The 17,200-nt window shown below is 55.6% G+C and carries 22 protein-coding genes and 1 pseudogene; 6 read left to right on the forward strand and 17 right to left on the reverse strand.

The window, feature by feature from the left end:
* Positions 1 to 109 precede the first annotated feature (109 nt).
* Positions 110 to 376 carry a hypothetical protein gene (locus CO667_RS26595; protein WP_143540750.1) on the forward strand — a complete coding sequence of 89 codons (267 nt, stop codon included), beginning with the start codon at positions 110 to 112 and terminating at the stop codon, positions 374 to 376.
* 203 nt (positions 377 to 579) lie between these two features.
* Complete coding sequence (locus tag CO667_RS26600) at positions 580 to 1,134, forward strand: hypothetical protein (RefSeq protein ID WP_245433300.1); 555 nt, start codon at positions 580 to 582, stop codon at positions 1,132 to 1,134.
* A 122-nt stretch (positions 1,135 to 1,256) separates the two neighbouring features.
* Here CO667_RS26600 and CO667_RS26605 read toward each other — a convergent pair whose 3' ends face one another.
* The 16 genes from CO667_RS26605 to CO667_RS26685 all read right to left on the reverse strand — a co-directional run bounded on the left by CO667_RS26605 (position 1,257) and on the right by CO667_RS26685 (position 11,350).
* Positions 1,257 to 2,465, reverse strand: a complete 1,209-nt coding sequence (locus CO667_RS26605; RefSeq protein WP_179874222.1) for a GDSL-type esterase/lipase family protein — start codon at positions 2,463 to 2,465, stop codon at positions 1,257 to 1,259.
* Between the two features lie 436 nt (positions 2,466 to 2,901).
* Positions 2,902 to 3,108 carry a hypothetical protein gene (locus CO667_RS26610; RefSeq protein ID WP_097621273.1) on the reverse strand — a complete coding sequence of 69 codons (207 nt, stop codon included), beginning with the start codon at positions 3,106 to 3,108 and terminating at the stop codon, positions 2,902 to 2,904.
* A 17-nt stretch (positions 3,109 to 3,125) separates the two neighbouring features.
* Positions 3,126 to 3,566, reverse strand: a complete 441-nt coding sequence (locus tag CO667_RS26615) for a lysozyme (RefSeq protein WP_097621274.1) — start codon at positions 3,564 to 3,566, stop codon at positions 3,126 to 3,128.
* 135 nt (positions 3,567 to 3,701) lie between these two features.
* A complete protein-coding gene (locus tag CO667_RS26620; RefSeq protein ID WP_097621275.1) occupies positions 3,702 to 4,079 on the reverse strand; it encodes a hypothetical protein in 378 nt (125 codons plus the stop codon).
* A gap of 43 nt (positions 4,080 to 4,122) precedes the next feature.
* Positions 4,123 to 4,419, reverse strand: a complete 297-nt coding sequence (locus tag CO667_RS26625) for a hypothetical protein (protein WP_097621276.1) — start codon at positions 4,417 to 4,419, stop codon at positions 4,123 to 4,125.
* Complete coding sequence (locus CO667_RS26630) at positions 4,416 to 4,877, reverse strand: hypothetical protein (RefSeq protein WP_097621277.1); 462 nt, start codon at positions 4,875 to 4,877, stop codon at positions 4,416 to 4,418. The genes CO667_RS26625 and CO667_RS26630 overlap by 4 nt, the downstream gene beginning before the upstream one ends.
* A 2-nt stretch (positions 4,878 to 4,879) precedes the next feature.
* Entirely contained in the window at positions 4,880 to 5,326 is a 447-nt protein-coding gene (locus tag CO667_RS26635; protein WP_097621278.1) for a hypothetical protein, read from the reverse strand.
* A gap of 24 nt (positions 5,327 to 5,350) precedes the next feature.
* Positions 5,351 to 5,662 (reverse strand): hypothetical protein, encoded by a 312-nt coding sequence (locus tag CO667_RS26640; RefSeq protein WP_097621279.1) that lies wholly within the window; start codon positions 5,660 to 5,662, stop codon positions 5,351 to 5,353.
* Positions 5,663 to 5,666: 4 nt separating this feature from the next.
* Complete coding sequence (locus CO667_RS26645) at positions 5,667 to 6,071, reverse strand: hypothetical protein (RefSeq protein ID WP_097621280.1); 405 nt, start codon at positions 6,069 to 6,071, stop codon at positions 5,667 to 5,669.
* Positions 6,071 to 6,304 (reverse strand): hypothetical protein, encoded by a 234-nt coding sequence (locus tag CO667_RS26650; protein ID WP_097621281.1) that lies wholly within the window; start codon positions 6,302 to 6,304, stop codon positions 6,071 to 6,073. The genes CO667_RS26645 and CO667_RS26650 overlap by 1 nt, the downstream gene beginning before the upstream one ends.
* A gap of 452 nt (positions 6,305 to 6,756) precedes the next feature.
* Positions 6,757 to 8,217, reverse strand: coding sequence for a VapE domain-containing protein (locus tag CO667_RS26655; protein ID WP_179874223.1), 1,461 nt, complete (start codon positions 8,215 to 8,217; stop codon positions 6,757 to 6,759).
* Between the two features lie 423 nt (positions 8,218 to 8,640).
* Complete coding sequence (locus CO667_RS26665) at positions 8,641 to 9,207, reverse strand: hypothetical protein (RefSeq protein ID WP_097621284.1); 567 nt, start codon at positions 9,205 to 9,207, stop codon at positions 8,641 to 8,643.
* A 309-nt stretch (positions 9,208 to 9,516) separates the two neighbouring features.
* Positions 9,517 to 9,894: a hypothetical protein gene (locus tag CO667_RS26670; RefSeq protein WP_097621285.1), complete on the reverse strand. Its 378-nt coding sequence runs from the start codon at positions 9,892 to 9,894 to the stop codon at positions 9,517 to 9,519.
* The gene (locus CO667_RS34990) at positions 9,891 to 10,304 is read right to left on the reverse strand and encodes a hypothetical protein (protein WP_143540751.1); all 414 of its coding nucleotides are present in this window, start codon (positions 10,302 to 10,304) and stop codon (positions 9,891 to 9,893) included. The genes CO667_RS26670 and CO667_RS34990 overlap by 4 nt, the downstream gene beginning before the upstream one ends.
* Positions 10,305 to 10,435: 131 nt before the next feature.
* The gene (locus CO667_RS26680) at positions 10,436 to 10,762 is read right to left on the reverse strand and encodes a hypothetical protein (protein WP_097621287.1); all 327 of its coding nucleotides are present in this window, start codon (positions 10,760 to 10,762) and stop codon (positions 10,436 to 10,438) included.
* Positions 10,763 to 10,987: 225 nt separating this feature from the next.
* The gene (locus tag CO667_RS26685) at positions 10,988 to 11,350 is read right to left on the reverse strand and encodes a DUF2958 domain-containing protein (RefSeq protein ID WP_097621288.1); all 363 of its coding nucleotides are present in this window, start codon (positions 11,348 to 11,350) and stop codon (positions 10,988 to 10,990) included.
* 304 nt (positions 11,351 to 11,654) lie between these two features.
* Here CO667_RS26685 and CO667_RS35990 point away from each other — a divergent pair.
* A pseudogene (locus CO667_RS35990) lies at positions 11,655 to 11,810 on the forward strand (rhodanese-like domain-containing protein); the annotation flags it as partial.
* Between the two features lie 105 nt (positions 11,811 to 11,915).
* Here the strand turns inward: CO667_RS35990 and CO667_RS26695 are convergent.
* Complete coding sequence (locus CO667_RS26695) at positions 11,916 to 12,938, reverse strand: NAD(P)-dependent alcohol dehydrogenase (RefSeq protein ID WP_097621289.1); 1,023 nt, start codon at positions 12,936 to 12,938, stop codon at positions 11,916 to 11,918.
* A gap of 100 nt (positions 12,939 to 13,038) precedes the next feature.
* Between CO667_RS26695 and CO667_RS26700 the strand changes: the two genes are divergently transcribed.
* From CO667_RS26700 to CO667_RS26710, 3 genes are all read left to right on the forward strand, one after another.
* On the forward strand, positions 13,039 to 13,938 hold the full coding sequence (locus tag CO667_RS26700; protein ID WP_097621290.1) for a LysR family transcriptional regulator: 900 nt from the start codon (positions 13,039 to 13,041) through the stop codon (positions 13,936 to 13,938).
* Positions 13,939 to 14,097: 159 nt separating this feature from the next.
* Entirely contained in the window at positions 14,098 to 14,631 is a 534-nt protein-coding gene (locus CO667_RS35995) for a biliverdin-producing heme oxygenase (protein ID WP_097621291.1), read from the forward strand.
* Positions 14,628 to 17,198: an HWE histidine kinase domain-containing protein gene (locus CO667_RS26710; protein ID WP_097621292.1), complete on the forward strand. Its 2,571-nt coding sequence runs from the start codon at positions 14,628 to 14,630 to the stop codon at positions 17,196 to 17,198. Before CO667_RS35995 ends, CO667_RS26710 begins: the two co-directional genes overlap by 4 nt.
* Positions 17,199 to 17,200: the final 2 nt, after the last annotated feature.

Raw genomic sequence — 17,200 nt, forward strand, 5'->3', positions numbered from 1 at the left:
TGTTGATTTAGCCGCTGCCTGCTGTTGATTATTCCACAAGGACTGTTGAGCCGTAGGGACAGTTTCCGTTTGCTGTTGTGCCGCTGATCCTGTCGCTCTCTTAAGCGTCATGACCTTTTCCCCTGATACTCGTATTGCAGATGTTCCACGTCTGTTCTATCTTTGTTGGATGCTCAAGCCTATCACCGAAGAGATTATCTCACAGCTACAAACGCGGGTTCCCAATGGAGATCCGATCGATCTCTTGTTGATCGGACCTGACCTAGTTGCTCAGGGTTATACGCAGGATGAGATCGTGTTTGCGCTGGAGAATTTGGCTCGACAGAAACAGATCGAGTTTGCCGGGGGAAATCGCGTGCGGCTCATCGTTAAATGAGTGAACCTCTCACCCGAACACAACAGATGATCGCTGCCCAACCACTCTGCGTATTTTGCGGAGGAACTACTCGGGCAACCACACGTGAGCATATGCCTTCTCGGGTTCTGTTTGATGGGAAGCACCGACCCAAAGGACTAGAGTTTCCCTCTTGCCAGCCATGCCAAGATTCCACCCGAAAAGCCGAGACTGTATTTGCCGTATTGTCGCGGTTTTATCCCGATCCGACCACCCGCATTCAACGCGCCGAATTCAAGAAACTGATGCGGGCAGCCGAACAGCACAATCCGGGTTTCCACGCGGAAATGAACACCGATCAACTCGGCCATTTGCAGCGGTTGGGTAATCAGGCTGCTCTGCTTCCCTCGTGGAATTTCCTCAATGTCGGCGGGCCTATCTGCACTAAGTCTATCAGTGCGTTTGCGGTGAAACTCGGGCTGGCCCTTCACTATGAGATTACCCGCTGCATTGCGCCGAAGGGTGCCGTGGTTGTCGTTGCTCGGTTCAGCAATGTCGATGCGTTTACCGGCGACATGCCCAAGGATGCTCTCGGCTTGTTCGGTGAGGGTCAGACGTTGGAAATGGGCAAGTTTCGGGTTGCCGATCAGTTCGAGTATTCCAGCGTGTACGCAGGAGATACGATGAACATGAGCGCGCACTTTGCGACGTTTCGTATGTCGATGGCCCTGCTATTGCTCGTCTGCCACACCGAGGCGGATATCCCCGATGGCGTCCACGGCGACCGCTTCTACGTCTGATATGGAAACACCACCCGTTTGATCGAGTGGTGGCCCAAATATTGTTACTCGTTTTGGATTTGCCCTAGGAAAGTTCATCCAAAACCAATGCTCAGAAAAGAGGATACCTTTTCCGTGCTTATTTATGCGCCGATCACTGTGAAGCCTGTGGGAATTGTCCCTGTAGTCTCACCAGCTGCAAATCGTGAGGTGATCTCGCAACCGCTGTTCAAGATGAACCCAACTGGATAGAGCGGGCCTGTGCCCAATGCGGAGATATCAATGCCGCCCATGCCTGTTGCGGGATCAGCAAGTGCATCGCCGTTCCAATTCCCACTATTCCGTCGGAACCAAACCAAATGTGCATCTGCATCGAATGCTATGGCGATTACGTCGGTGTCTAGGATTTGTCCCATCGTGGCGAGGTTCGTGCCATTATATCGGATTTCCCCTTCATTGCCCATGTAGCCGATGGAGTTCGGGTCATTGCCGATGTCGTTCCAATTTGCGAACAAGTTGCCAGCGAAATCGATATTCATCAGGCCGACGCCGGTTGTGGTATCGACAACCTTGTGTTGGGTTTCGAAATACCACTTGCCCTGGCTCTTTCCCCTCGCCCCGCGTACACTGGCGTTGGTGAAACCCTCGACGGGCCAATATGCGGTGCGATCTCCGTTCTTCAAAGCGAGTTCGCTGGAACAATCGACCTCAAACCATGTTGCCGGTAGTTCGACTCGCGCAGTTGGGCCTGCAATAGCAGCGGCTACCACCGGCTTATAAATGGCGGCCAAAACCACATGGCCCGCCTGTGTAGGGTGAACCTTATCCGCGTCGTAGTATGTGAGGTCGTCAGCGTCCGCGATCTCATCGAAATGCGGATCACTGCCGAAATCGAAAATGCCATCGGCGTCCAGATCGGAGTTCCAATACTGCCGGATAAGTTGGTTCAATAGGATATCGCCGCCCCACTGACGATACTCGTTTGCGTCCTCGTCCGTAGCGATGAGTGTACCGATTAGTCGGCGGTCGAAACCCTTGGCCTTTGCCTTATGGAGAACGCTGCGCAGGTTCAGATAGATTTCTTTGTCCGCGTAGGTGAGGTTTTTATCGTTCGCCCCTGCTAGGATCGTGAACACGTTGAGGTCCTTGCTAGCGTCATATTCGGCACCACTACGCGTGTCGAAATCCTCGTTCATCTGCAACGCAAGTGTGCCTGTCGTGCCGATGTTAGCGAGCGTGATTGTCGGGGGATTTGGAATACCTGCGACTGCGACGGCGGGGTACGCATTTGTCTCTGGGTTATCCACGAGGTTGCCAGCGGTGATCGAGTCGCCTTCTGCGACAAGTTTCACGCTGTTAACCGTGGGAGCCGATGAACCCCCATGATTCCACAAATTGAAGCGCCACTTAATGCCCATTAGCGACCGCCAAGAATTGCTCGCACTGTGGCAGCTGCACTTGATGGGCTCTTCGCATAGACCTTGTCAGTTGTAGCCAGATCAATGCTAACCGAAGTATCGCGTTCCCGCTGTAGAACGATAAAGTCGTTGCTCGTAACTGATGGTTTTGCGCTTGCGATTGCAATCTGTACGCTCGGAGTAGTTGGGTCGATCTGCAAGCCGATTGTCGCTGTAGTCGATCCATCTGCTACAAGTGTCCAATCCGCATTAGTTGCGGTGATAGCTGGGGTAGTTGTTGCCATAAGTGTACCTCGAAATTGATATCCCTCTATTTACCTACTTCGGGTAAATCCGCCACTTTAGGCCCTACTTGCGCGTGTAACGGGCGTTATCGCCAGCCGTCTCCGCCAGCATCAGCCAGCACTGAATCCCAGATAGTGCCGTCCGCGTAACGCACGGCGACAAAGCCTTCTCCGCGCTGTCGATCCTCAATCATGATCCATGGGCCATCAGGTTCGCGGGTGAATGCTTCAAGGCGGATGCTCTGTCCGGTTTCTGGATCGAGCGGGTTTGGGGCGTCGGTAATCGGTCGCATTGGCTTCTCCTTGGCGATTACGGGGTGGCGAACAAAGTGGCTTCTGCTGCGCGGCGACGAGTAAGGCCAGCGAGGACTTGACCGCCTGCCTTGTTCCATCGGGCAAACTCATTGGCTGCGCCAGCGAAGTCCTTGGCGTTGACCTTCTTCAACAAGGTGCTTGCCGCAAGGTTCGCGCTGCCGCAATTGTAAGTGAACGACACGAGCGCGCCGAATTGGTTCGGCGTAAGTGGGACTTTGACTAGTCCGAGAACGGCTTTCTCGAATTGCGCGACATCGCGCGAGAACAGCCTGTCGGCTTCACTTTGAGTGATGGTCTTTTTGCCGATGTCGGATTTCTTGAGGCCCTTGGTCGTGCCCCATCCGATGGTTGGAACGCCGATAGCGTCCGCGTAGCAGGTTAGTTTGCAAGCCTCGAAAGACTTGATGAGTTGTTCAGATGCACTGTTAATAGCCATCCAGTATATACCGAATGACGCAAAGAAAAAGCCGCTGCGGATTGACCACGCAGCGGCTTTAGTGGGTGACGAGAGATCGAATTAAATCGTCACATGATTATCGTATTGCCATCGATTGGCCTCTGCAAGAGACCGTTAGACAGTCTTCTTCTTGCGAGGTGAAGCCTTCTTCTTTGGCGCTTCTACAGTGATCGCTTCGACCTCTGCTGGGGTGGATTCGGCCACTGGCGTTTCCTCGACCGGCTCGACTGCTTCTACTACGGGTTCTTCATTTACCGGGCCTGCCAAGAATACTTCGAGCGCCGGACCTACGACTGTAATGCCGTCGCGGTCATTCCAAGTCGTCAAGTTGTCATCGAGAACGATGGTCTGAACGTTGTCACCAGCCTTAAAGTTGGCCCAGTCTACGAACTCGCCGCCCTCTGCGCGGGTAAACTTGAGCGGCTTTAGAGCACCTGTGTCGCCTTCGAAAAGTGCAAAGTCCTGAATTGTACGGTCACGTGTAATGATCATTTTCTTATCCTTTTTGTTCTTATGAAAATGTTGTTTCAGTTAGTTATTGCCCGCCACCATGAGCAAGTTTGAAGAGCATCGCCTGCTTCTTGTCGGGGAACGCTACCTTGATTTTTCGAAGATCCGAATCCATACCGATGCCGTGCAGCGCCTTGAACTCTGCCAGCACTGGTTTCATAGATTCACCGAATTCAAACACGTCGACCTGACCAATCAACTCGATCCAGAAACGCACAATCTTTGGTCGGTTCCAAAACCAAACCTGCTTGTCCCACTGTTTGTCGACATCTCTTTCGTTGAACATGAGTTGCTTGTAACGGTCTGCGTTTTCGATTTTCATGCCTCACCTCCATCGTAGGAGAGTTTCGCAACAATGAATCGGTCACCTCGCTCGAATGCATCGAGCATATGCTTCAGGTACGCTTCGCGTTCATCGTAGGGCCGATGGGTTTGATCGTCTATGTAATCAGCATCTTTGTGCGCTGCGTACCAATCCGCCATTTCACAAAGTTCGTCACGGATTACCTTCCAATGCTCTGCATCCACACGTTCCTCGAATTTTGCAATGTCGGCCTTTGTCGCAAGAGTCAGAATACGCTCGACTGCGGGCCGAGCGTCTTTGTAGAAGTGCTTAAAGATTGAAGCAAAGCCGCCCATTGCTTTCATCGCACTTTGTGAAGGCCGTGAGGTGTTGGCGTAGCCGCCACTGCCAATCAGTGCTTCAAGGGCTACTTTCCTCTGCGCTTCCAATTCCGCGATCTGCTTAGCGAACGAATTTCCGTTCGGATTATTACTCATGATCAAGCCTCCTTCGCCGGGATAGCGATACAAGTGCAGCCCATCGCCGTGATGATCACGTTGATCGCCGTTAGCTGTTCAACGCTGAGGTCTTCACCACGGCGACCCTTCACCCACTTATGAGCGCGGGCAAGTTTCTCGGTTACACCGTCGAGGACTTCACGAAGCGTGCTGAACTTACGCAAGCGGCTTCCCCAAATCCCGCTGCTACGGTCGAGGATATTATTCAGTGTGATAAACGAGGTCGGATCGCTCTTGTCGGTCCTCATGATGTTCATCGCACTCACGTAGGATAGAAGTTCCGCGTGCTCGGCATCGCAAAGGCGAACGTATCGGACGTTTCGCTGGGTGTGCTTGGATGGTCGCTCAATGAGTTCACTTCGGGCTACAAGCGTTGCCGGGGCCGTTGCCTGCGTGGGGGTGGTTTCAAAAATATCCGCGATTTGCATGGGGTGTTTTCCTTCTTCTTAGTTTTATTTCTGATCGAAAAATTTCTGAACATAACGCTCGTTGTTCGAGCGTTCTTCCTCGTTGAGCCTTTCCCAAAAGGCTGCAATCTTGGACGCTTCTGAGGAGACTACTCTACCGGGATGCACGTTGATCAGATCGTCAGGCGTAGTCTTCGGCGGAAACAGACTGTCGATTTTCGCATGAAGATCCAAAATACGGTCTTCAAGATAGGACTGGTTCTCGATGACTTTTTCGATGTCGAATGCTGCATCACGCTCGTAGGAAGTTGTAGTCAACGATGATTGTGACGGCCTATAATTAATCTTCTTGTCCATCGTCCTACTCCTGCGCCAGCTTGGCGAGTAAAACGTCCTGACCGTCGAGCCACGCGTCGGTCAGGTTAGTGAAACTTGCCAATTCGTTGGACAGAATATTGTTTCGAGTAAGTACAGCCGCAAAGTTGGAGACTGTTCCTTGCTCACTAATGGAAAACGAGACGGAATTTCCTCTTGATGATGCCTCGCTCCTTACATAACAGTATGTGGTCCAGAATTTGCGAAGCACTTCAAGCATCGCCGCATCATTCCGCGACACTCGGACGGTAGCTGCGCGGACACGTGCCATACCTTCGAAACGAGCCGCGACATGCTCGGGACTTTGCTTGCGCCCTTTGAGTGCTTTCGAACGGCCCGCATCTAGTGCAGCGCGGTGTTCCGGTGTTAGTTTTTCGCCTTTCTTTGCCATTAGGAGTTACCTCCCTCTGCATTTCTCTTACGAATATAGCCGAGAAAGTCGGTGTATTCCTCGTCGGTACCAGAGAGTGCAGCGCTAACCTTTTTGCTGAACTCCGTCTCCTTCATCGACTTCATGAACGGTGTAATTGGATCTTCACCAGCAAGGTGGCGCTCGATGATGCTGAGACGCATCGTTTCAAACTCTGCTTTTGTGTCGATGGATGAATTTTTAAACTTTGCCATTGGGAGTTTGCTCCTTCTTGTTATCTACGTTATTATTTATCAAATTTAACAAATCTGGCAGTCAAATCGCAATATATCTTTGCCTTTACTGCCAGCTTCTGGCTGCGGGTCGAGTTCTCGTCTAAATCAATCGGATGGGGACAAAGAATAATTTTTGGAATAGCCCACAAATTATTTTAATTTGGCATAGCCATTTCTTCCAGAAGTGGGGGAAGTGGGGCAGAGTGGGGGAAAACGCTCAATTTCCAATTAGCCGGAAACAGAATGACATGCGAAATCGCATCTAATGAAAAGTGACCCACTTCCCCCACTTCCCCCACCCTAAGACGCTAGAAGCACTGGAAAATAAGGGTTTTGACAGGGTGGGGGACACCAATCCAGCCACAAAAAAAGTGGGGCACTCCCCCACTTTTTCTTAGCTACGGCGATGTCAGAAGCCAGGACGATCTCTGTCAGCTTGGGATATAAACATTTGCCCCACCCTGCGATCCGATCGACCAATTTGTGACCTGACCGGAGCGGATCAGGCGAACCATTTCCTTGCTGAAATTGTTCAAGTCCCAAACGCGACCAGCCGTGTAAGTCTCAGCCCACGGCTTGAATTCGTCGTAGAGTTCCTTCGCCTTCTTGCGCTTGCCGATCCACGACGACGGAACCTTATGCTCGTCAAGCCACTGCTCGACCACAGAACGCTCCCTGACGTATTCCTGCTGCTCGCGCAGCTGGTCAGTAATGCTTGTGGTGGGGTCCGCTCCATGCTCGTCTACGGAGTTCCACAACAGGATGGGATTGAGCCCCTTCGTCAGCGACCAATCCGGCGTAGAGGAATAACGCAGCGCGACAAATCGGCGGTTACCGGTCTCGTCTCGGATAAGCTGGTTAAGTTCCTTGTTCGAGCAGCCGATGAATGTTGCGTTCTGGCGATACTGCACATTCGAGTTCGTGCGCATCGGGCGACCGGTCACGCTCGGCGCCGTGATCTTGTTTTTGACCGCATCGATATCCGCTTTACCGGCGAAACCCATCTCGTCCAGAAACAGCACGTAATTGCGCCACTGCTCGGTGTTGCGGTCTTCCTCAATCATTTTAAAATCGGTCGCACCTGTCAGTTCCTCGACCGGCTGCAACATGATATCGCGCACGAACGTAGACTTGCCCACGCCTTGCGGACCCAAAATCACCGGCATCAAGTGATTGCTGATTGGCAGTCCGATCATCTTGCGCTTTACCTGCCAGATGAATTTTTGCAGAACCGCCACAACGAAAGCCGCTGACGTCTCGGAAACCTCAAACTGACTAGCTACTGCATCCCATGCATCTAGCTTATCCTTGGCCTTCGGAGAGCCCGTAAAAGCGATCTGCGCGAAGACATCGACCACACGGCGATTCAGCGCCGTTTCAAACCATTTGTCGATAGCATCGGAGATTTCAGAATCACGGAAACGCAGCCCGAGTTCCGCAGCCTTCAATCGGAGATCGCGGCCTAGCGTAGCGATATTGATCTCGCTGTTTTCGATGATACGGGCGATGCCGTCGATGGTCTTATCCTTGCGGGCATCCGCTGTGACCTCGACTCCATCGAGTTGCGCAGGAATCTCCTGCTTCATAATCTGCTGGTAGTTGACGCTGATCTTGTTGTGGGCGATCCACTTATCCACGTATTCGACGGCAGTCTTGGGGATGTAGCCGAGTTCTCGCTTGATGCGAGCCTGCTTGAGCGCGCCTGCGTATTCGGCTTTGTCACAGATCGAGTTGTCGAGAAACCACTTCTTGACCGCCTTCATTTCAGGGCGCAGATCTAGCTGTATTGCGGTTTCGAAAACGTCGATTTCCTTGCCATTGGCAAACTGCGTGCGCAGTTCCTTGACAATCTCGTCTTCAAAATTGTCGGTATTATTAGGTTGTCCAGACATTATAATCTCCTTGATAAAGAAAAACCCTGCATCTGTCTGGAAACATGCAGGGTCTTCACTTGATTCATCTTGGAGATAAGTGCTTCCATCTGCCGATAGTCTGTAACGACCTCGTTTTCCAGACAGAAGCATTACGTTCTATTTATTAATATACGCTCAAAGGCGCTCGAAATGCGATATTTTTGTTTGATTTGCCGCGCATCCATTTGGTAGATGCGCGGCAATCTGTTACTTGAACCAGCGGCGAGTGTTCGCCTTGATCCAAGCGTCTACGGGCTCATAATCCCCATTGAGCGTCACGTCGTCTCGCGAGATAGGTTTGACCCGCTGGACGACCTTCGACCCCTTCAGCTGCTTCGTCCGACTGACCGGATTTTTGAACTCGTAAAGAGGCTTTTGGCGATTACTACGCATCGGCCCACCTCACTTCTGGCTCTTCACGAAAGCACGCCACGCCATCAAAAAGATGGGCGTGAGTGCCATCACGTCATCCTGATCGAACAAAGCGACGGCGGATTGATCGATCCCTTCATTTGCGAAGGTGAACGGTTCGCTCGGGGATGGACCGTGCAACATCATAAAAACCATATTGGCATTCATGACGAAGTATTGGCCGTTGGACTGGAGATAACGCAGCTGCGTTTTTCCAGCTACATCGACTGAGAACCCAGTCGCATCAGCCACGATCTGCGTTTGAGCCATTTCTGGGAACATGCTCGCGGCGATCTGATCCGCAGCTGCATTGATCGAGTGGAGTGGGAAGAGCAAATAAGGCGCGTTGATCGGCCCATTTGGCACCTGCACCCATCCAGAGGGGCAGAGTAGTTCTGTCCGACCGGGACCGCTGAAACTGAAGCAGTAGTAATCGCCTTGAGGCTTGGACTTATTCTCGACCGCAAACCCAAACAGTTTGTAGCCGAGTAGCCACACATCGTACTGATCGCCGAGTGGGCTGAGAGGATTATGAGTTATTGTCAGATTGAAAGACATTCTTTCGCCTTTGCTCTCGCTTGTTATCAAGCCCTTTCAGGGTCTTGACGCCCGGAGCAGACCTCCGGTCGGACCAAAGCATTGACTGCCCACACGCTGGTAACGCGCCGATTTGAACGGCAAAGTCTCAGCAGCAGAGCACTTGCGAAAATGTCATATCAAAGAACAGTCCCGAGGGACCGCCGTTTGTACCATATCGACCCAATACGGCAACGATTTGCGTGAATTAAGGTTATCTGGGCGTTTAGGAAAACAGTCGCATTTTATGCGTCTGACATGGAAACACCGGCACAAGCTGCCGGTGTCCTATTAGCGTTCTTCTGCCAGCACGTGCAGGATAATCTCTTCCCCATCGGCCCACGCCTTCAGCGTCGCATATTCCGAACGTGTCAGGGTTGGTTCCCACTCGGGAAATGCGATGTTCGCGTGACGAGTGCTGCCTGGGGTGAAATGGACGTAATTTTGGGAATAGCCGCCGAGTTGTTGCATAGCCGCCTGATACTGCGATTGCGCCGCTTGCTGCGCCTGTAGTTGCGTTCCAGAGAGCATAGCGTTGAGATTATTGATCGCAGCGGATTGCGCCTCTCGGTGAGCCTCATACGCGGCTTTATCCGCTTCTAGTCGGTCCATGATCTTGCCGAGAACCTTGATCGCTGCGACATCGTTGCGGGTGAATTCTTGGGTCATGCTGCACCTCCACCGTAACGGGCGCGGTGCGCTGCTTGAGCCAATCGGTCAACGCGTCGGTTTATCACCTGCCGCAACTTGATCTCCGGCAATTCGAAGAACCAGCAATGGCGGAGACGGAATACGTCTTTGATATGCTCGGGCTGATCAGACCATTTGGGATTGCGGGAAGTTTTTTGGGAACTGAAGTCGGCCTCTGCTTTTCGCTCGGTCCAAGGCGTCACGGTCCTGAGTTTCAGGTCATGCCAGAATCGCTTACGAGGAAGCAGGGCGTTCCATTTGTGCTGAACTGCGATATGGCGAGCCCAGTCGCCACGTGTGGTTACACCGGCATCGTTTCGTGCTGCATGGTGGTCTAAGCAGCCACGCAGGAATTGTCGTTCGGCGTTGAATTCGAGATAATTTGTCATTGGGATTTCGCTCCTCTTGTTATTGCTGTCCGTATTTACCGGCCAAAGAAAAACCCCCTCTGCCGGAGCGTTGGCAGAAGGGGCAACCGTCTTAGGGGTGCAGGGCCATGACTAAGCCGCTGCGCATGTATTTAGTTGCGGACTTCAGCGAGCCACTGCTTGAGGCTCAATGTGCGGGAATCCTCATAAGGCGTAACAACCTCCGAGTTCCGGCCTTTGCGCTTTACCCCTTTGATGACCCGGCGTGTCACCGACAGGTTATTGATAGTCCACGGCTTCGTGGCGTCGATCCGATCCACAACAACAGCGGCGGCGCCCATTTCGAACCGATCATTCCGAAGCGGGCTCTTACGCCAGTAGGCGAGCCAGTCAGGCATGGAGATTTGAAAATCGTCACGATAGCGACGCAAATATATCGAGTGTGAGCGGGTGAAATGGGCTTCTTGGGCGTGGTTCATAGCGGCTCCTTTTTCCTTATTATGCAGCCGCAGGAGTTGAACCGTCGATATTCAAGACTACGGGGTCAGCCTTATGCCGACCCCGCTTGAGCAGCCAACACGTCAACGACGATGTCGCCAATATTTACCGGGACTAAATACGGATGATGGATTAGCCCTGCATAGGCTTTCTCATTGTTTTTCCTTCGACCCTTCCCACGGTTTGTCATGGTGGGAAGGGTCTTTTCATTTCGCGAAACCGCCGACGATCACCTCACTCGTGATGATTTGCTGATGGGCACGAGCCGCTATCGTATAAGCGGACAATGGGAACTTGGCCGTGAAATGCAGATCGCGTTCCACACGAAGACCGCCCGGCCCTCTTAGTTCTTCCAAATCACTCAACAAGACGTAGCCGAGTTCGGGCGAGCCTAGACCGAGATCGCAAAGGCCGAAAAGTAAATCTTCATCACCTCGGTCCATGTCCGTGATCAGCCATCTTGCTGATGCCCAGGGCGTGAACAGTTTGACAACCGGGAAATGATCCCCATCACGGTCCAGATTGTTGCGGAAAAGTTGTTCGCGTTGTTCGAGTGTTACCAGCAGCATTATGCGGCCTCCGACTTCATGCCGAACACCTCAATCGGATATCGGCGTTCGTTCAGCCTACGCCACGCGCGCCAGCACTCGACACTAGGAAAAGTGCGATCAAAACGTTCTGCTGCCATTGTTCCCCACACCCGAAAAGTCTGCTTCGTTTCTACTTGTGTCTGCATTGGAATGCTCCGTGTTTCAACTACAAGTCGAACACTAAAGCCGTTGTCCAAAGAAGCGAGCAGTTTATTCCAGTTTTTGGAACCTTTTTATCAGTGAAATCAGTGGCTTAGAAATAGGTTGAAACCTAAAACGCACAATTGTTATATGCAGCGGCCCGCATTGCAACGGCGCTGATAAGGCCGCACTTCGCCTCTCCCGCCTCGGCCTGTCCGTGAAACTGATGATCGGCGGCATGACCGGCTGGGCCGATGAAGGCTTAACCTTCGAACAGGGCGTTCCCGCCGCGGCCTGAGCGGCCTCCCTTCTTCCTGACAGCGTCGCGCGTCTTTGTTCAGGCGCGCGGCGCTGTAGCAATTTGAAGGAATTATGCAGTCGGGAGAAGAGAAAATCGCTACCGTCAGAACTCGACGACCACCTTGCCGAAAGGCCCGCGGTAGAGATGATCGAGCGCCTGCGGGAACTCGTCGAAGGCGTAGAGCTTGTCGATCACAGGCTTCAGCCCGGTCTGATCCACTGCCCGCGCCAAATCTTCAAGCGCCCGGCGATGGCCGACGGAAATGCCCTGCACGACAGGCGCCTTGAGCAGCAGCGGGGCGGCCTGGCCGGAGACCTCGAACCCTTCGAGCACGCCGATCACGGAAATGCGGCCATTGATCGCCACCGCCTTCAGTGCCTGGTCGAGATGCGGGCCGCCGACAATCTCAAGCACGTGATCGGCGCCATAATCGCCGGTCAGCTGATAGAGCTGCTCTACCCAGTCGCCCTCGTGGCGATTGATCGCGTGATCGGCACCGAGGGCGATGGCGCGCTCGAGTTTCTCCGCGCTGCCTGAGGTAATGAAGACCTCCGCACCATGCGCCTTGGCGATCTGCAGGCCGAAAAGCGCCACGCCGCCGGTGCCTTGCACCAGCACCTTGTCGCCGGCCTTAAGACCACCGCGTTCGATCAAGGCGAACCAGGCGGTCAGACCGGCGCAGGGCAAGGTGCTCGCCTGCGCCGCATCGAGCGTATCAGGCGCGCGCGAATACCATTCCTCGGAAAGCACGGTGTAATGGGAGAGGACGCCCGGATAGAAGCCGCCGCGTGTCTTGTAAGGCGGCGTGCGCGAGTCGCCCAGCCCGCGCCCATCGATCCAGTCGGGCGAAAAGGTCGAGATCACCCGGTCGCCCGGCTTGAAACGGCTGACCTCGGGCCCGACCGCCTCCACGACCCCCGCCATATCGGAACCCGGTACGAAGGGAAATTTCAGCGGCAATCCCATACCACTTTCCATCACCAGCCGGTCGCGGAAATTGAGCGAGACGGCTTCCGTCCGGACGAGGATCTTGTTTTCCGACACCGGTTCGAGCGTGCGCTCGCCGATCGCGAGGTGGCGGTCCGATCCGACCGCATCAATCTGCCATTGCCGTGTCGTCTGCATTGCCTTGCTCCTTGTCGATTGCAGGGAGCAAAACATATCGTTGAATATTTCGCACCAGTTGCGATATTAATTCACCAGAATGGTTCCATGGAGGCAACAAATGGAGCAATTGAAGGGGATCTCGATCTTCGTCGAAACTGTCGAGGCCGGCGGCTTTTCGGCTGCCGCCGACCGGCTCCACCTCACCCGCTCGGCTGTCGGCAAGACGATCGCACGGCTCGAACAGCGCCTCGGAGTGCGGCTCTTCAACCGTACGACGCGCATGCAGAGCCTGACCGAGGAAGGCCGCTTCTTCTACGAGCGCTGCCTGCGGGCGGTTGAGGAAATCCGCCTCGGGGAAGCCATGCTGGAATCCGGCCGGCGTGACGTCCGCGGCCGATTGCGCATCTCGATGCCTGTGCTTTTCGGCCGCCACTGCATCGCGCCGATCCTCGCACGCCTGCTCGATGACCATCCGAACCTCGAACTCGACCTTTCCTTCAACGACCGTATCGTCGACCTGCTCGAGGACGGCTTCGATCTTGTCATTCGCAACGGGCCGTTGAAGGATAATCCGGATCTGATGGCCCGGGCGATCGCCCGCCAGCGCATGACCGTCTGCGCATCGCCCGCCTATCTGGAAAAATATGGGGCGCCGCAGACGGTCTTCGATATTCCGCGGCATGAAGGCATCGTCTACAGGCGGGGCGATGATGACAAGGGTTGGATCTTTCCCACTGCAACCGATCCCGGGCGGCGGCTGGTGCCAAAAGCGCGACTGCGGCTCGACGATCTCGCTTCGATTTCCGATGCCGCCGTCGCCGGACGCGGCCTAGCCTGGCTGCCTTGCTGGCTGGTGCGCGCGGAGGTGCTGGCTGGCCGGCTCATTCAGCTGCTGAAGCAGGAACCGGCCAATGTCTTTGATGCCCATGCCGTTTGGTTGCGCTCCCCCGTCATGCTGCCGAAAGTGAGGCTCGCAATCGATACGCTGGCCGCCAGATTACCGGCAATGATGGGCTGAACGTTCGGTGCTGATCGCCAATGGTGGATTGCAGCCGCAAGGTGACGAGAAACCTATGTTATTCCTAGGCGTTTCTCTGGAAATAACCCGATGCCGCAGTATATCCGCTAGTTCGTCGTCCTTTGTGGCGCCTGCCACATCACTCGGAACACGGTCAGCATGTCACTTCGCAGCGCCCTCCGCGCACAAACAGCAGATTGCCACGCCGCGGTCGACACTCTCTTCGGCAGTTTCAACCTCTCACGCCGCGAGGATTATAAGGCGTTCCTGCGCGCTCATGCCCGGGTCGTACCATCCGTCGAACATGCGCTTGAGCAAGCGGGAATCGCCCAGCTGCTGCCCGACTGGCCGGAACGAAGGCGCGCGCACCTGCTCGCTGCCGACATAAGGGCGCTCGACGATCGATTGCCCGCGCTGCTTCCGCAACCGGCATTGCGCTGCAAAGCCGCGATCTGGGGCGCCGCCTATGTCCTTGAAGGCTCCAAGCTTGGCGGTGCGCTGCTCAACAAAGCCGTAGCTGATCACCTGCCCAGCAGCTACCTCAGCCTCCAAGGCCCGAGGGGCGCCATGCGGCTCTTCATAGATCGTCTCGACGCGAGCAATGTTGACGATCTCGCCGCGGTCTCGGCGGCCCGCGATGTCTTCGATCTTTTCCTCAAGGCCGGGCAACTCGAACTGGAAGCCGTCCCATGAGCGGCACGCCTGAACCCGTCGATCTCACCAATTGCGATCGCGAACCGATCCACCAGTTCGGCGCAGTTCAGCCTTTCGGCTTCCTTTTGGTGATATCCCTGGACTGGATCGTCACACGCGCCTCCGCAAATCTGGTGGAATTCCTCGGTATTACTCAGGCCGACGCGCTCGGCCGCCCTGTCTCCTCGGTGATCACACCCGAGGCCCTCCATACAATCCGCAACAAGCTTACCACGCTGCGCGGTTCCGACGTCGTCGAGCGCATGTTCGGCATTGCCCTGACGCCCGATCAAAACCGGTTCGACGTTGCCGTACATCTGAACGAAGGTCAGGTCATCATCGAAGGCGAACGCTGCCAGGAAGACAGGCACAACGCCCCTTCGCTCTCCATGCGCAGCATGATGTCCCGCCTCGACCACGCGGAAACAATGGAAGCTTTCTTCCGAGAGGGAGCAAGACAGGCGCGCGCCCTGACCGGCTTCGATCGGGTGATGGTCTATCGTTTCGACGAAAGCGGCTCCGGCGAAGTGGTGGCGGAAGCCGCCCGGGCCGGCATCGGCTCGTTCCTCGGGCTGCACTATCCGGCGTCCGACATTCCGGTGCAGGCGCGCGCGCTTTATCTGCGCAACCTGTTCCGCATCATTGCCGATATCGACGCCCTGCCCGTGCCGGTCCTTCCGCACCTTGACGCGCTTGGCCAGCCGCTCGATCTCTCCATGTCGGTATTGCGTTCGGTCTCGCCGATCCATATCGAATATCTGAAAAACATGGGTGTCGGCGCATCGCTTTCCATATCGATCGTCGTCGACGGCAAGCTCTGGGGCCTGTTTGCCTGCCACCATTACAACCCACGTCTGCCTTCGGCCCAAAGCCGCTCCACCGCCGAACTCTTCGGCCAGATGTTTGCCTCGCGCCTTGAAAGCCGCGAACGGCGGTTGGCTCTCGACTACGAAACCAAGGCACGCCGCATCGCCGACCGGCTTCTGACTTCCGTGGCAGACAATGCCAGCCTGCTCGACGATCCGGCCTGGTTGATCGAGGCCCTCGCCGACGCCATTCCTGCCGACGGCATCGGCGTCTGGATCAACGGCCGGCTGGCCGTTGCCGGCATCGGGCCGGATGAGAGAAGTTTCGCAGCCCTTGTCCGCCATCTCAACCGCAACGCCGCCGGCCGCATCTATGCCGTCGACAGGCTCACGGAAACCTATCCGGATCTTGAGGTCGACGATGTAGTGGCAGGCATGCTCGCCATCCCGATCTCGCGTTCGCCGCGCGATTACGTCGTGCTCTTCCGTCAGGAGCTGGTGCGCACCGTCCGCTGGGCCGGCGACCCGCATAAGCCGGTGGAATACGGACCCAACGGCCCGCGGCTGACGCCACGCAAGAGTTTCGAGGCCTGGTCTGAACTGGTGCGCGGTCGCTCGCTCCCCTTCTCGGAGGCCGAGCGCCGTGTCGCCGAAACGATCCGCGTCACGCTGATCGAAGTGGTGCTGCGCCTGGCCGACGAGGTCAGCATGGCGCGCCAGATGGCAAACGAGCGCCAGGAACTGCTGATCGCCGAGCTGAACCACCGCGTCCGCAACATATTGAGCCTGATCACCGGGATCATCCGGCAATCGCAGACGACCTCGGTCAGCGTTGGCGACTACATTCGCCAGATCGAGGGCCGGGTCCAATCGCTCGCCCGCGCTCACGACCAGATCACCCGCGACCACTGGGCACCCGCTTCGCTCAGGCAATTGCTGCTGGCCGAGACCGCCGCCTATCTCGGGAAAAATGCGCAACGCATCAAGATGAGCGGCGACGACGTCCTGCTCGAACCGCAGGCCTTTTCCACCGCCGCCCTGGTTTTCCATGAGCTGATGACCAACAGCGCCAAATATGGCAGCCTTTCCGGCGCCGGCAGCGGCACGGTCGAACTTGGCTGGCACCGCGATGACGAAGGCAATCTGCGCATCGGCTGGCGTGAAAGGGATGGTCCGCCCGTCATCGAACCCACGCGCCACGGCTTCGGTTCGACGATCATCCGGCGCTCGATTCCCTACGACCTCGGCGGCAAGGCGGAGGTCCGCTATAGCAGGGACGGGCTCGAGGCGGATTTCAATATTCCGGCGCGTTATGTCGTGGGCCCGACGAGCGAACGCTCACATTCAGCTCCGGTCGGAGCAAGCGAACGCAACACGGTTCACGACAATCACCAGCCGCTCTTCGGCCTGAATGTGCTGCTGGTCGAAAACAACCTGATCATCGCCATGGACGGGGAGGAAATCCTGCGCCGGCTGGGCGCCGAAGTGGCAACGGCGCCCAGTGTCGCGGAGGCGATGGAAATCCTGGCCGGCCAGTCCTTCGATCTGGCGCTGCTCGATGTCAATCTCGGCGATGAGACGAGTTTCGGGATTGCCGACCGGCTGGCAGCCGACGGCGTGCCCTTCGTTTTTGCCACAGGCTATGGGGAGGGCATTGCCCAGGCGAACAGCCATTCCGACGCGCCCGTGTTGCAAAAGCCCTATACGATGGAAGGCGTGACGGACACCCTCGCCCGGATGCCGCTTGCCAAAAGGCAATAAAG

Origin of the sequence: Rhizobium sp. L43 (assembly GCF_002531725.1) — a bacterium.
GTDB lineage: Bacteria > Pseudomonadota > Alphaproteobacteria > Rhizobiales > Rhizobiaceae > Rhizobium.

Bases quoted from the DNA above. Each gene is read 5' to 3' on its own strand.
- CO667_RS34990 (WP_143540751.1), bottom strand. From the start codon at position 10,304: ATGACAAATTATCTCGAATTCAACGCCGAACGACAATTCCTGCGTGGC.
- CO667_RS35995 (WP_097621291.1), top strand. From the start codon at position 14,098: ATGTCACTTCGCAGCGCCCTCCGCGCACAAACAGCAGATTGCCACGCC.
- CO667_RS26635 (WP_097621278.1), bottom strand. From the start codon at position 5,326: ATGCAAATCGCGGATATTTTTGAAACCACCCCCACGCAGGCAACGGCC.
- CO667_RS26610 (WP_097621273.1), bottom strand. From the start codon at position 3,108: ATGCGACCGATTACCGACGCCCCAAACCCGCTCGATCCAGAAACCGGA.
- CO667_RS26695 (WP_097621289.1), bottom strand. From the start codon at position 12,938: ATGCAGACGACACGGCAATGGCAGATTGATGCGGTCGGATCGGACCGC.
- CO667_RS26655 (WP_179874223.1), bottom strand. From the start codon at position 8,217: ATGTCTGGACAACCTAATAATACCGACAATTTTGAAGACGAGATTGTC.
- CO667_RS26615 (WP_097621274.1), bottom strand. From the start codon at position 3,566: ATGGCTATTAACAGTGCATCTGAACAACTCATCAAGTCTTTCGAGGCT.
- CO667_RS26665 (WP_097621284.1), bottom strand. From the start codon at position 9,207: ATGTCTTTCAATCTGACAATAACTCATAATCCTCTCAGCCCACTCGGC.
- CO667_RS26640 (WP_097621279.1), bottom strand. From the start codon at position 5,662: ATGGACAAGAAGATTAATTATAGGCCGTCACAATCATCGTTGACTACA.
- CO667_RS26645 (WP_097621280.1), bottom strand. From the start codon at position 6,071: ATGGCAAAGAAAGGCGAAAAACTAACACCGGAACACCGCGCTGCACTA.
- CO667_RS26670 (WP_097621285.1), bottom strand. From the start codon at position 9,894: ATGACCCAAGAATTCACCCGCAACGATGTCGCAGCGATCAAGGTTCTC.
- CO667_RS26710 (WP_097621292.1), top strand. From the start codon at position 14,628: ATGAGCGGCACGCCTGAACCCGTCGATCTCACCAATTGCGATCGCGAA.
- CO667_RS26630 (WP_097621277.1), bottom strand. From the start codon at position 4,877: ATGAGTAATAATCCGAACGGAAATTCGTTCGCTAAGCAGATCGCGGAA.
- CO667_RS26680 (WP_097621287.1), bottom strand. From the start codon at position 10,762: ATGAACCACGCCCAAGAAGCCCATTTCACCCGCTCACACTCGATATAT.
- CO667_RS26620 (WP_097621275.1), bottom strand. From the start codon at position 4,079: ATGATCATTACACGTGACCGTACAATTCAGGACTTTGCACTTTTCGAA.
- CO667_RS26685 (WP_097621288.1), bottom strand. From the start codon at position 11,350: ATGCTGCTGGTAACACTCGAACAACGCGAACAACTTTTCCGCAACAAT.
- CO667_RS26595 (WP_143540750.1), top strand. From the start codon at position 110: ATGACCTTTTCCCCTGATACTCGTATTGCAGATGTTCCACGTCTGTTC.
- CO667_RS26625 (WP_097621276.1), bottom strand. From the start codon at position 4,419: ATGAAAATCGAAAACGCAGACCGTTACAAGCAACTCATGTTCAACGAA.
- CO667_RS26700 (WP_097621290.1), top strand. From the start codon at position 13,039: ATGGAGCAATTGAAGGGGATCTCGATCTTCGTCGAAACTGTCGAGGCC.
- CO667_RS26650 (WP_097621281.1), bottom strand. From the start codon at position 6,304: ATGGCAAAGTTTAAAAATTCATCCATCGACACAAAAGCAGAGTTTGAA.